The organism is Blastococcus sp. HT6-30, assembly GCF_039729015.1.
Classification (GTDB): domain Bacteria; phylum Actinomycetota; class Actinomycetes; order Mycobacteriales; family Geodermatophilaceae; genus Blastococcus.
In genome coordinates, this window is sequence record NZ_CP155792.1 from 2364864 (window position 1) to 2378004 (window position 13141).

10 protein-coding genes are annotated in these 13141 nt (G+C 75.5%); 7 read left to right on the top strand and 3 right to left on the bottom strand.

Going from position 1 to position 13141, the window contains the following annotated elements:
- Positions 1-16 precede the first annotated feature (16 nt).
- From ABC795_RS11405 to ABC795_RS11420, 4 genes are all read left to right on the top strand, one after another.
- A complete protein-coding gene (locus ABC795_RS11405) occupies positions 17-229 on the top strand; it encodes a heavy-metal-associated domain-containing protein (RefSeq protein ID WP_347057303.1) in 213 nt (70 codons plus the stop codon).
- Positions 230-242: 13 nt separating this feature from the next.
- Positions 243-1160 carry a hypothetical protein gene (locus ABC795_RS11410; protein ID WP_347057304.1) on the top strand — a complete coding sequence of 306 codons (918 nt, stop codon included), beginning with the start codon at positions 243-245 and terminating at the stop codon, positions 1158-1160.
- A complete protein-coding gene (locus tag ABC795_RS11415; RefSeq protein WP_347057305.1) occupies positions 1157-3478 on the top strand; it encodes a heavy metal translocating P-type ATPase in 2322 nt (773 codons plus the stop codon). Before ABC795_RS11410 ends, ABC795_RS11415 begins: the two co-directional genes overlap by 4 nt.
- A gap of 91 nt (positions 3479-3569) precedes the next feature.
- The gene (locus ABC795_RS11420) at positions 3570-3941 is read left to right on the top strand and encodes a hypothetical protein (protein ID WP_347057306.1); all 372 of its coding nucleotides are present in this window, start codon (positions 3570-3572) and stop codon (positions 3939-3941) included.
- A gap of 62 nt (positions 3942-4003) precedes the next feature.
- Here the strand turns inward: ABC795_RS11420 and ABC795_RS11425 are convergent, their stop codons facing one another.
- The 3 genes from ABC795_RS11425 to ABC795_RS11435 all read right to left on the bottom strand — a co-directional run bounded on the left by ABC795_RS11425 (position 4004) and on the right by ABC795_RS11435 (position 6986).
- Positions 4004-5566, bottom strand: coding sequence for an acyl--CoA ligase family protein (locus tag ABC795_RS11425; protein ID WP_347057307.1), 1563 nt, complete (start codon positions 5564-5566; stop codon positions 4004-4006).
- A gap of 111 nt (positions 5567-5677) precedes the next feature.
- Positions 5678-6610, bottom strand: a complete 933-nt coding sequence (locus ABC795_RS11430) for a M56 family metallopeptidase (protein ID WP_347057308.1) — start codon at positions 6608-6610, stop codon at positions 5678-5680.
- 7 nt (positions 6611-6617) lie between these two features.
- Complete coding sequence (locus ABC795_RS11435; protein WP_347057309.1) at positions 6618-6986, bottom strand: BlaI/MecI/CopY family transcriptional regulator; 369 nt, start codon at positions 6984-6986, stop codon at positions 6618-6620.
- Between the two features lie 125 nt (positions 6987-7111).
- Here ABC795_RS11435 and ABC795_RS11440 point away from each other — a divergent pair, with 125 nt between their 5' ends.
- From ABC795_RS11440 to cydC, 3 genes are read left to right on the top strand one after another with little or no spacing between them, the layout of a single operon-like run.
- Positions 7112-8683, top strand: coding sequence for a cytochrome ubiquinol oxidase subunit I (locus ABC795_RS11440; protein ID WP_347057310.1), 1572 nt, complete (start codon positions 7112-7114; stop codon positions 8681-8683).
- 14 nt (positions 8684-8697) lie between these two features.
- Positions 8698-9723 carry a cytochrome d ubiquinol oxidase subunit II gene (gene cydB / locus ABC795_RS11445; protein ID WP_347057311.1) on the top strand — a complete coding sequence of 342 codons (1026 nt, stop codon included), beginning with the start codon at positions 8698-8700 and terminating at the stop codon, positions 9721-9723.
- 17 nt (positions 9724-9740) lie between these two features.
- Positions 9741-13091 (top strand): thiol reductant ABC exporter subunit CydC, encoded by a 3351-nt coding sequence (gene cydC / locus ABC795_RS11450; RefSeq protein WP_347057312.1) that lies wholly within the window; start codon positions 9741-9743, stop codon positions 13089-13091.
- Positions 13092-13141 lie beyond the last annotated feature (50 nt).

The following is a 13141-nucleotide window of genomic DNA, read 5'->3' on the forward strand; positions in this document are numbered from 1 at the left end:
CCGAGAGGAATCTCCCGTGAGCACCACCGCCAGCTACACCGTCGTCGGCATGACCTGCGGCCACTGCGTCAACGCGGTGACCGAGGAGGTCTCCCAGGTGCCGGGCGTGACCGGCGTCGACGTCGACCTGCCCACCGGCGGCCTGACCGTCACCAGCGAGCAGCCGGTCGACGAGACCGCCGTCCGCGCCGCCGTCGAGGAAGCCGGATACGAGGTGAGCGGTCGCTGACGCGGCCGGCGCCATGAACACTCCCACGAAGATCGCCGCGTTCACCGTCGGCCTGATCGCCGTCTTCGGCGCCGCGGTCGGCGTGGGATCCGCGGTCGGCCCCGTCGGCCCGGCAGAGAACTCCTCCGGGACCGAGCACACCCCGGCCGGCGCCGGCCACGGGAGCGGCGGCCACGACGCCGCCGCCCCCGCACCGGCGGACCGGCCGGGCGGGCTCCAGGTGACCGAGGACGGCTACACCCTCGCCCTGGCCGACGACACCGTTCCGGCCGGATCCGCCACCCCGGTCGCGTTCACCGTCCAGGGACCCGACGGCTCCCCGGTGACCGCGTACGACACCGACCACGACGTCGACCTGCACCTCATCGCGGTCCGCCGAGACCTGCGCGGCTACCAGCACGTGCACCCCGATCTCGGGGACGACGGCGTCTGGCGCGCCCCGCTGACGCTGGAACCGGGCAGCTGGCGGCTGTTCGCCGACTTCACCGCCACGGCCGACGGCGAGAACCGCGTCCTCGGCGCGGACCTCGCGGTCCCCGGCGCCCACGACCCCGAGCCGCTGCCCGAACCGTCGGCCGTCGCCCAGGTGGCCGGCTACACCGTCGTCCTGACCGGCTCGCTGACCCCGGGCGAGGAGTCGGAGCTGACGCTGAGCGTGAGCCGCGACGGCGTCCCCGTCACCGACCTGCAGCCCTACCTCGGCGCCTACGGGCACCTGGTGGCGCTGCGCGACGGCGACCTCGCCTACCTCCACGTGCACCCCGCCGAGCACGACGGCACCCAGGCCGCCGCGGGGCCGCACGTCCCGTTCGTCACCACCGCCCCGTCGGCGGGCACCTACCGGCTTTTCCTGGACTTCCGGCACGGCGACGCCGTGCACACGGCCGCGTTCACGGTGGCCGCCGAGCACTCCCAGGAGCACTCCTCATGACCACCGCCTCCGGCAGCGCCACCAGCGACGTCGAGCTGCTCATCGGCGGCATGACCTGCGCGTCGTGCGCCGCCCGCGTCGAGAAGAAGCTGAACAAGCTCGAGGGCGTCACCGCCACGGTCAACTACGCCACCGAGAAGGCGAAGGTGAGCTACGCCGACGGCGTCAGCACCGACGACCTGATCGCCACGGTGGAGCGGACCGGCTACAGCGCCCGCCTGCCCGAGCCCCCGCGGCCCGAGCTCGCCGAGGAGGCCGAGGCGGACCCGGCCGATGCACCGGTGCGCGCGCTGCGGACCCGGCTGATCGTCTCGACCCTGCTCAGCGTGCCGGTGATCGCGCTGGCCATGGTGCCGGCGCTGCAGTTCGAGTACTGGCAGTGGCTGTCGCTGACCCTGGCCGCGCCGGTCGTCGTGTGGGGCGGCCTGCCGTTCCACCGGGCCGCCTGGACGAACCTGCGGCACGGCGCGGCGACGATGGACACGCTGGTCTCCCTCGGCACGCTGGCCGCCTTCGGCTGGTCGCTGTACGCGCTGTTCTGGGGCACCGCGGGGGTCCCCGGCATGACGCACCCGTTCGAGCTCACCATCGCCCGCACCGACGGCAGCGCGAACATCTACCTCGAGGCTGCGGCCGGGGTGACGACGTTCATCCTCGCCGGCCGCTGGTTCGAGGCCCGCTCCAAGCGGCGGGCGGGCGCGGCGCTGCGCGCACTGCTCGAGCTCGGCGCCAAGGACGTCACGGTCCTGCGCGGTGGCACGGAGCGGCGGATCCCCGTCGCCGAGCTGGCCGCCGGGGACCTCTTCGTCGTCCGGCCCGGGGAGAAGATCGCCGCGGACGGCGAGGTGACCGACGGCACCTCGGCGGTGGACGCCTCCATGCTGACCGGCGAGTCCGTGCCCGTGGAGGTGCGGCCCGGGGACGTGGTCACGGGAGGCACCGTCAACGCCGGCGGCCGGCTGGTCGTCCGCGCCACCCGGGTCGGGAGCGAGACCCAGCTGGCCCAGATGGCCCGGCTGGTCGAGGAGGCCCAGAACGGCAAGGCGGAGGTGCAGCGGCTCGCCGACCGGATCTCCGGCGTCTTCGTGCCCGTCGTCCTGGCCCTCACCGTGGCCACGCTCGGCTTCTGGATCGGGGCCGGCGCGGGGCTGCCGGCCGCGTTCACCGCGGCGGTCGCGGTGCTGATCATCGCCTGCCCCTGCGCGCTGGGCCTGGCCACGCCGACGGCGCTCATGGTCGGCACCGGCCGCGGCGCGCAGCTCGGCATCCTCATCAAGGGGCCCGAGGTGCTGGAGTCCACCCGCCGGGTGGACACCGTCGTCCTGGACAAGACCGGAACGGTCACGACCGGCCGCATGACGCTGCTCGATGTCGTCCCCGCCGAGGGCGAGGACGCCGACGCGGTGCTGCGGCTGGCCGGCGCGCTGGAGTCGGCGTCGGAGCACCCGATCGCGCAGGCCGTGGCCCGGGGCGCGACCGAGCGCACCGGCGCCCTGCCCGCCGTGGGCGACTTCGCCAACGTCGAGGGCCTCGGGGTCCAGGGCGTGGTCGAGGGCTCCGCCGTGGTCGTCGGCCGGCGACGGCTGCTGGCCGACTGGGCCATGCCGCTGCCCGCCGACCTGGACCGGGCCGTCACCGAGGCCGAGGGCGCGGGGCGCACCGCGATCGCGGTCGGCTGGGACGGCGCGGCCCGCGGGGTGCTCGTGGTCGCCGACGCGGTCAAGGACACCTCCGCCCGCGCGGTCGCCCAGCTGCGTGCCCTCGGGCTCACCCCGATCCTGCTGACCGGCGACAACGAGCAGGCCGCCCGGGCCGTCGCGGCGCAGGTGGGCATCGACGAGGTCATCGCCGAGGTGCTCCCCCAGGACAAGGTCGACGTCGTCCGGCGGCTGCAGGACGAGGGCCGGACGGTGGCCATGGTCGGCGACGGCGTGAACGACGCACCGGCGCTCGCCCAGGCCGACCTCGGGCTGGCGATGGGCACCGGCACCGACGTCGCGATCCAGGCCAGCGACCTCACCCTGGTGCGCGGCGACCTCCGGGTGGCCGCCGACGCGATCCGGCTGTCCCGCCGGACGCTGGGCACCATCAAGGGCAACCTGTTCTGGGCCTTCGCCTACAACGTGGCCGCGCTGCCGCTGGCCGCCGCCGGACTGCTCAACCCGATGATCGCGGGTGCGGCGATGGCGTTCAGCTCGGTGTTCGTGGTGTCCAACAGCCTGCGGCTGCGCGGGTTCGCCCCGCTTCCGGAGAACCGGGACGCGACCACGGCGGTGCCGTCCGATCCGGCGCCGCTCGAGGTGTCCGCCCGGGCCTGACCACTTCGCTCCGGACGGTCGGTCTCTGCTTCCCCTGGTAAGCAGAGACCGACCGTTCGCAGATGCACGGTGGTCCTCCGGAGGCGTCACGGTGAGTACTGAGCTCGACAACGGCAGGGGGCGCGTGGCCCGGCTCCTCTCGGCGGCCGGACTCGCCGCGGGCCTCCTCCTGCTGACCCGCCCGGAGGTCGTCGCCGCCGCGGTCGCGCCGGCGTTCCCGCGGGAACGCCTGTGGCTCGCGCGCGTCCTCGGTGCCCGGCTGGTCGCCCAGCACGCGCTCGTGCTCGCGGCCCCCACCGCGTCCGCCGTCCGGCTGGCGGCAGCCGTCGACGGCCTGCACGCGGCCAGCATGCTGCCGGTGCTGGGGCTCCCCCGCTATCGCCGGGCGGCGCTGATCAGCGGTGGGCTGGCCGCGGCGTCCGCACTCGCCGGCTGGTCTGCCGTCGGGTCACTGCGCCGTTAGCAGCAGCGCCTCGCCCACGTGGCTGCTGACTGCCAGGAACGGGTGCGCGTCCGCCGGCGGGGTCAGCCGTGCTGCTCGCGCAGCAGGTTCTTCTGCACCTTGCCGGTGGAGGTCTTCGGCAGATCTCCGCGGACGAAGCGCTTGGGCGTCTTGAAGGCGGCCAGCCGGGACCGGACGAACTCGGCCAGCTCCTGGTCGCTGACCTCGCCGCCCGCGCGCAGCGTTACGTACGCCACCGGCACCTCGCCCCACTTCTCGTGCGGCTCGGCGACCACGGCGGACTCGACGACGGCGGGGTGGGCGTCCAGGGCGCGCTCGATCTCCACCGAGGAGATGTTCTCGCCCCCGGAGATGATGATGTCCTTGCTGCGGTCCCGGATCTCCACGTAGCCGTCCGGGTGGACGACCGCGAGGTCACCGGTGCGGAACCACCCCCGCCCCCCGTCCGCGTCGGCGAGCGTGACCGCGGCGGTGGCCTCGTCGTCGCGGTAGTAGCCGAGCATCACGTCGTTGCCGCGGGCGACGATCTCCCCGACCGTCGTCGCGTCCCGCGGCACGTCGGCACCGCTGTCGTCCACGACCCGCAGCGGATCGGCGACCACGTTCCCCACACCCTGCCGGGCCTTGAGCTCCGCCTGCTGGTCGGCGCCCAGGTCGTCCCACTCCGGATGCCACTCGTTCAGCGCCAGCGGACCGTAGGTCTCGGTGAGCCCGTACAGGTGGGTGACGTTCATGTTCAGCGCCGACATGCGTGCCAGCAGGGTCGGTGTGGGCGGCGCTCCGCCGGTCTGGACCTCCACCCGGGGGTCCACCGGCCCCTCGGCCGCCTCGTCGGCGTTGAGGATCATCGTCAGCACGGTGGGCGCCGCGCTGAAGTGGGTGATGCCTTCGGTGCGCAGCAGCCGCCAGATGCGGGACGGCTCCACACGTGGCAGGCAGACGTGGGTGGCGCCGGCGGCCGAGACGGCCCACGGGAAGCACCAGCCGTTGCAGTGGAACATCGGCAGGGTCCAGAGGTACTGGCTGGTGGACCCGAGTCCGGTGTGCATGGCCATCGCCAGGGCCTGCAGGTAGGCCCCGCGGTGCGCGTACATCACCCCCTTCGGCCGTCCCGTGGTGCCGGACGTGTAGTTCAGGGCGAGCAACCCGGTCTCGTCCGCGCAGGGCAGCGCCAGCGCCTCACCGCCGGCCAGCAGCTGCTCGTACTCGCTGTCCGGGTTCCCGGCCAGCACCAGCGGGACGCCGGCCGCCGCGGCCACCTCGGTCGCGGTCGCGGCGAACTGCGGGTCGGCGACCAGGAGCGATGCCCCGGAGTGCTCCAGCACGTACCCGAGCTCAGCGGAGGAGAGCCGGGTGTTCAGCGGCACGATCACCGCGCCGGCCCACGGGATGCCGTTGTGCAGCTCCAGCATCGTGGCGCTGTTGGCGCAGAGGGCCGCCACCCGGTCGCCGGGCGCGATGCCGCGCGCGGCCAGCCCGCCGGCCAGCCGGCGGGACCGGTCGGCGAACTCGCGGTAGGTGAAGCGACGGTCCCCATCGATGATCGCGGTGCGATCGGGGAACACCCGCGCCGACCTCTCGAGGTACGCCGTGGGGCTGAGCTGACTGAACGTGAACGAGGCCATCCGGAACTCCTGGAGGTCGGCGCGAGCGGATCGTGCGGTGCTCTGGGTCCACCCTGCCCGGATCCGGCCCGACCGGCCCGGTGGGGAGCGGAACTCGCATCAGGGCGTCGCTCAACCCACCGCGGGCACCAGCAGCAGGGCGGTCGGCAGCAGGAGCAGCAGGACCGCGGCAGCGAGTGCAGCCCCGCGGGCGGCCGGTGGCAGCGGGTGGGCGGGCTCCAGCAGCCGCACGACGCGCGCCCGGACCCCGGCACCGGAGACCGCGAGGGCGCCGGTGGGCACTCCCTGGGCGCCCGGACCACCGGCCGCGGCGACGATCGCCTCGGCCAGGGTGCGCCTCGGATCGGCCCCGTGCAGCGAGGTCAGCGCGACGTCGTCGGCGCGCATCTCGACCAGCTCGCGGACCGCGCCGTACGCGCGCTCGGCCGCCGGCAGCACGGGCAACGCGGCCTTCCAGGCGACGAAGGGCAGCAGCAGCAGGTGGTGGCGCTCCCCCAGGTGCGCCCGCTCGTGCGCGACGACGGCGGCGAGCTGCTCGTCGTCCAGCTCGGCGACCATCCCGGAGGAGAGCACCAGCAGTGGCCGGGCACCCGGGATGCAGAAGGCCACCGGCGCCGGGTGCTCGAGCAGCCGGGCGTCCGGCTGCGGCGCCGGCTGCACCACCAGCTCGAGCAGCTCCCGGTGCCGCCGGCGGGTGCGGGTGATCCGGATCCAGGACAGCACCAGGACGCCGACCAGCTCCGAGGCCAGCACCACGGCGAGGGTGAGGGTGACCCAGTGGTCGCCGCGCACCGGCCCGTCGGCGGAGTGGCCGGCCAGGAGCGACCACGCCGCTTCCGGGAGCGAGTGACCCCACGGCGCCAGGCCGTGCACCAGCAGGGCGCCGATGATCGACAGCCCGCCGGCCAACCCGATCGCCTGCCAGCAGAGCAGCGCCACCAGCGGGTCCCGCCCCGGCCAGCGGGAGCGGGCGAGCAGCGCCGGCACCGGCCACGCGAGCAGCGCGGCCAGCACGGCGAGGGTGACGGCGGTGGCGGGGAGCACCGGTGGGTCAGCCGCGCGCGGCGTCGTCCGGGCCGGCTCCCGCGAGCAGTTCCCGGAGGATGCGCGCCTCGTCGGCGTCGACGCCCCCGACGAACCGCGCGAGCACCGCCTGGCGGTCGGCGGCCTGACCGAGCACCTCGCGCATCACCTGGGCGGCGTGCTCCTCGCGGCTGGACCGCGGGGAGAACCGGCGGGGCCGGCCCTCGTCGTGGACGACGAACCCCTTCTGCTCCAGCCGGGTCAGCACGGTGTGCACGGTGGTCAGCGCGAGCCCGCGGTCGGTCAGTTCGTCGCGCAGCCGGGTCGCGGCGACCGGGCCGTCGGCGGCCCACAGCCGCTCCATGACCGCGCGCTCCAGGTCTCCCAGCGACGCCATCGGCCCTCCTGTTCCACGGATCACACGACACTCTTCTACGCCTTGTAGAACTCGTCTTCTACCAGGCGTAGAAAGAATGTGCCGATCGTACGACGGTCGCCGCCGAGGACGAAGGAGCAGGCTCCGTGGACGTGCTGGACATCGCACGGTGGCAGTTCGGGATCACCACCGTCTACCACTTCCTGATGGTGCCGCTGACCATCGGCCTGGGGGTCCTGGTCGCGGTCATGCACACGATGTGGGTGCGGACGGACAAGCCCGAGTGGCTGCGCATGACCCGCTTCTGGGGCCGCATCTACCTGATCAACTTCGTGCTCGGCGTGGCCACCGGCCTGGTGCAGGAGTTCCAGTTCGGGCTGGCCTGGAGCGAGTACTCCCGCTTCGTCGGTGACGTCTTCGGCTCGCTGCTGGCGCTGGAGGCCCTGCTGGCCTTCTTCCTGGAGTCCACGTTCCTCGGGCTGTGGATCTTCGGCTGGGGCCGGATCCCCAAGAAGGTGCACCTGGCCGCGCTCTGGGCCGCTGTCATCGGCTCCGTCGTCAGCGCGTACTTCATCATCGCCGCGAACTCGTGGATGCAGCACCCGGTCGGCGTCGTCACCGACGACGCCACGGGCCGGCCCCTCCAGGTGGACTTCCTCGCCGTGCTGACCAACAACACCGCGCTCGCCGCGTTCAGCCACGCGATCGTCGCCGCGCTCATGGTCGCCGGCGCCCTGCTGGTCGGCATCGGGCTGTGGCACCTGCGGAAGCGGCACCTGGAGGGGCGCCCCGAGGACGTCGACTCCCGGGTCTGGCGCCGGTCGGTGCGGCTCGGCGGCGGGGTGTCGCTGGCCGCGTTCGTCCTCGTCGGCCTCACCGGCGACTGGCAGGGCAAGCTGATGTACGAGCAGCAGCCGCTGAAGATGAGCTCGGCGGAGGCGCTCTGCGAGACCGAGGCGCCGGCCTCCTTCTCGATTTTCGCCTGGGGCAAGCTCGGCTCCAACGAGTGCGACGACGTGCACTCGATCACCGTGCCCTACCTGCTCTCCTACCTGGCCCACGGCGACTTCTCCACCGCCGTCCCCGGGGTGAACGACCTGCAGGAGGCCTACTCCGAGGTCTACGGCGCCACCTACCCCGACGACCCGTCGTTCGGGAACAAGGCCGGTGAGCCGATCGACTACACCCCGGTGCTCTCGGTCACCTACTGGAGCTTCCGGTTGATGATCGGCATGGGCGCGGTGTCGGCCGGCGTCGCGGGCTACGCGCTGTGGGCCACCCGCCGCGGCCGGACGCCGACCTCGCGGATCGGCGTGCACGGCTCGCTGCTGGCGGTCGCCGCCCCGTTCGTCGCCAACGCGACCGGCTGGATCTTCACCGAGATGGGCCGCCAGCCCTTCGTCGTCCACCCGAACCCCGACGTCCCGGTCGACGAGCAGGTGTACTTCTTCACCGCCCAGGGGGTCTCCCCCGGCGTCACCGCCGCCGAGGTCTGGACCTCGCTCATCGGGCTGACGCTGGTCTACGGCGCGCTCGCCGTGGTGGAGCTGTGGCTGATCGGCCGCTTCGTCCGCCGGGGGGTCACCACCGGCGATCACACCCCCGCCCAGCCAGCCCCCGTCCCCGGCGAGACCGCCGAGGGCGGTTCCGACGACGTTCCCGGTGGCGCCGACGCCCCCCGCCGCAGCGACGACGACGTCCTCTCCTTCGCCTACTGAGATTCGGAGAAGCCATGGACCTGCAGACCGTCTGGTTCGCCGCCGTCGCCGTCCTCTGGACCGGCTTCCTGCTCCTCGAGGGCTTCGACTTCGGCGTCGCCGCCCTGCTGCCCGTGCTGGGCCGGCGCGCGCGCGACCGGCACCTGATGCTGCGCAGCATCGGCCCGCTGTGGGACGGCAACGAGGTGTGGCTGATCACCGCCGCCGGCGCGGTGTTCGCCGCCTTCCCCGGCTGGTACGCCTCCTGGCTGCCGGCCCTCTACCTGCCGTTCGTGCTGGTGCTCTTCGGACTGATCATCCGGGCCGTCGCCTTCGAGTGGCGGCACTCGCACCACACCGCCCAGTGGGACACCACCTGGACGCACGTGATCACCGCCGGGTCGCTGATCGCCGCCCTCGGTATCGGCGCCGCCCTCGGGGCCACCACGCTGGGGCTGCCCATCGACGGCGACGGCAACCGGGTCGGCGGCGCGTTCGCCGGAGTGGGCTGGCCGGCCCTTCTCGGGGCCGTGGCGGTGCTGGCGTTCGCCCTCGTCCACGGGGCGCTGTTCCTGGCGCTCAAGGTCGACGGCGACGTGCGGGACCGGGCACGGGCCTTCGCCGCCCGCTGGGCGCCGGTCGCGGCGCTGCCCCTGCTGGCGTGGGCCGGCCTGGTCCACCTGCGGTACGGCACTCCGGTCACCGGTGTGCTGTGGGCGGTCGCGGCGCTGGCCGTGCTCGTCGCCTGGGTGCGGATCCGGCTCGGTCGCGAGGGCCAGGCCTTCGCCGCCTGGGGTGCGATGCTCGTGGCCGCGGCCGCCACCGTCTTCGGCGCGGCCTATCCGGTCGTCGTCCCCTCGACGGTCGACCGCGCCTTCGACCTGACCATCGCCGACGCCTCGGTCAGCGACTACACCCTCACGGTGATGACCTGGGCCGCCGCGGTGGGCCTGCCGGTGGTGCTGGGCTACCAGGCGTGGACCTACTGGGTGTTCCGCAAGCGGCTGACCGCCGAGCCGGTGCACGAGGAGCCCAGCGACAGCGCTCCGGCCACGGTCTGACGGACAGGGGGACGACGATGTCCGCCGAGCCCGGGCGGGGTCCGCTGGGCGCGCTCGCCGGAGTGCCGGGGCTGACCGGCGCCCTGGTGCGTGCAGCCCTGGCCGCGCTGGTCCAGACCGCCGGGCTGGTGCTGCTCGCCGGCGGACTGGCCTCCGCGGTGGCCCGCGCGAGCGGGCTGGCCGACGGCGCGGCGACGGTCCCGCTGGTGCTCGCCGCGGCGGGCGTGGCGCTGCGCGCCGGGGCGGGCAGCACCGGCGAGGCCCTCGCGGCCCGCGACGCCCGCCGGGCCGAGGACCGGCTCCGCCGTGACCTGCTCGACCGGCTCGCGTCCTCCCCCGCCGCCGTGACCGCGGCCGGCGGCCCCGCCCCGGCCGCCGTGCTCGCCACCACCCGGCTGCACGACCTCGGGCCGGCGCTGGCCACCTACCTCCCGGCGCTCGCGCAGACGATCGTCGTCCCGCCGGCCCTGTTGCTGGTGCTGGCCTGGACCGACCTGCTCTCGGCGGTGCTGGTCGGCGTCACCCTGCCGCTGGTGCCGCTGTTCATGGTGCTGGTCGGCCGGCACACGCAGTCGGCGACGGCGGACTCCGCGCGGGCGCTGGACCGCATCGCCGCGCACGTCGCCGAGCTGGTGCGGGGCCTGCCCGTGCTCGTCGGGCTCGGCCGGGCCGCCGAGCAGACCGCGGCGCTGGCCGCGCTCGGCGAGGCGCACCGCGCCCGCACGCTGGCCACCCTGCGGATCGCCTTCCTCTCGGCGTTGGTCCTCGAGCTCATCGCCACCCTGTCGGTCGCCCTGGTGGCGGTCACCGTGGGCCTGCGGCTGATCGAGGGGCACCTCACCCTGGGCCTCGGGCTGACCGCGTTGCTGCTCGCCCCTGAGGCGTTCGCCCCGCTGCGCGCCCTTGGCGTGGCCCACCACGCGTCCGAGGACGCCGCGCTCGCCGCCGCCGAGGCGCGGGCCGTGCTCGCCGCGCCCCCCGGCTCCCCGCCGGCCACGGCCCCGGTCGACGACGACCCGCGTGGCGCCGACGTCGCCGTCACCGGGCTGACCGTCTCGTACCCGGGACGATCCACCGCCGCGCTGCCGCCGACCGACCTCGTCGTCCGCCCCGGGGAGCTGGTCGTGCTGCGCGGCCCCAGCGGCTCGGGCAAGTCGACGCTGCTGACGGCGCTCGCGGGCCTGACCGACCCGGGAGCCGTCGTCGGCGGCTCGGTGACCGGGGTGGGTGCCGTCGCGGTCGTGCCGCAGTTCCCGCGCACCACCGGGGCCACCGTCGCGGACGAGCTGCGCCGGCACGCGGCCCCGGAGCCCGGCCTCGACGAGATCACCGCCGAGGCCGTCGTCATCGAGGCGCTGGACCGGGTCGAGGCCGGGAGTCTCGCCGGGCGGGCCCCGGAGTCGCTGTCCCCGGGCGAGCTGCAGCGGGTGGCGCTCGCCCGGGCCCTGGTCCGGGTGCGTCGCGGCGCCCGCCTGCTGCTGCTCGACGAGCCCACCGCGCACCTGGACGGCGCCGCGCGCGGGCTGGTCGCCGGGGTCCTGGCGACCCTGCGGGGCACGGTCACCGTCCTGCTGGTCACCCACGATCCGGTACTCGCGGAGCTCGCCGCCCGCACCGTCGACCTCCCCGCCGCGCACCCGGCCGCCCCGGAGGCAGCCGTTCGTGCACGGACGGCGGTGTCCGGTGCTCCGGAGGCAACCGTCCGTGCACGAAGCGCGACCGGCGAGCGGCCGACGGACGACGACCGTGCGATCCGGCGTGCGCTGCGCCGGGCCGTGGCCGCCGGATCGCTGTCGTCGGCCGCGGGGGTCGCGCTCACCGCGGTCTCGGGCTGGCTCATCGTGCGCGCGGCGGAGATGCCGCCGGTGCTCACCCTGATGGTCGCCATCGTGGGCGTGCGCTTCTTCGGCCTGGGCCGGGCGCTGCTGCGCTGGCTGGAGCGCATGACCGCGCACGACGCCGCGCTGCGGCAGGCCGCCGCGCTGCGGGTGCGGGTCTGGCGGGCACTGGCCGCGCAGGGCGTGGCCGCCGACCGGACACCGGGCTCGGCGCTGGCCCGGATCGTCGGCGACGTGGGCGTGGTGCAGGACCTCACCGTCCGGGTGCGCCCGCCGCTGCTGGTGGCCGCCACCGTGCCCACGGCCACCGTCGCGGTGCTCGCGCTCGTCGATCCCGCTGCCGCCGGCGTGGTGGCCGCGGTGCTGGCCCTCACCGTCGGCGCCGTCCTCCTCGCGCACCGCGGGGTGGACGCCGGGGCGACCCGAGCGGAGAGCACGCTGCGGATCGCGGCGCTCCGGGAGACCAGCACCACCCTCGAGGGGCTGCCCGACCTGCGGGCGCACGGCCTGGCCGGCCGGGCCGCCACCCATCTCGCCGCGCTCGCCGCCCGGCAGGCCGCCACCGCCGGCACCCGCGACCGCGCCGCCGCCCTGGGCGACGGCCTGGTCGTCCTGGGCACCGGCCTCGCCGCCGTCCTCGGCACCGCCGCGGCCGCCGCCGGCGACCTCGCCGGCCCGGTGCTCGCCGTCGTCGCGCTGGCGCCGCTGGCCCTGGGAGAGCCGCTGACCGGGCTCGTCGCCGCCCTGCAGCGGCGGGGTGCGCTCGCCGACGCGCAGGCCCGCCTCAATGCCGTGCTCACCGCCCCGGTCGCCGCCGACCCCGCCGAGCCGCTGACCGCACCGGCCGGCATCTCCGCGCTGCGCACGGAGGGGCTCACCGCCGGCTGGCCCGGCGGTCCCGACGTGCTGCGCGGGGTGGACGCGCAGGCCCGGGCCGGCGACGGCTGGCTGGTCGTGCGCGGGCCCTCGGGCACGGGCAAGTCCACGTTCCTGGCGGTGCTCATGGCCGCGCTGCGGCCCCGCGGCGGGCGCTGCACCGTCGACGGCGTCCCCACCGACCGGCTGACCGGCGACGACCTGCGCGCCCGCACGGCCTGGCTGCCGCAGGAGGCGCACGTGTTCGCCTCCTCCATCCGGGCCAACCTGGCGGTGGCCGCCCCGCGGGGCGAGCTCGCCGGCCCGGCCGGGGAGGCGCGCATGCGCGCAGCCCTGACCGCGACCGGCCTCGCCGGGCTGCTCGCCACGCTGCCCGATGGGCTGGACACCCCCGTCGGCGCCGGTGGCACGGCGCTGTCCGGCGGCGAGCGACGGCGCCTCGCCGCCGCACGGGCGCTGCTGGCCGACCGGGACGTCGTCCTGCTCGACGAGCCGACCGCCCACCTCGACGCCCCGACCGCCGCCGGGCTGGTGCGCGACCTCCGCGCGGCGCTGGCCGGGCGCGTGGTCGTCTGCGTCACCCACGAGCAGCTCGAGCGCCCCGGCGACACGGTCCTGCACCTGGGCGAGCCGGCCGCCCGCGCGACCGCCTGAGGAGTGCCGCGGCCGGTCGTCGCTGCCCGCCGTGATAGCGGCGGCAGACC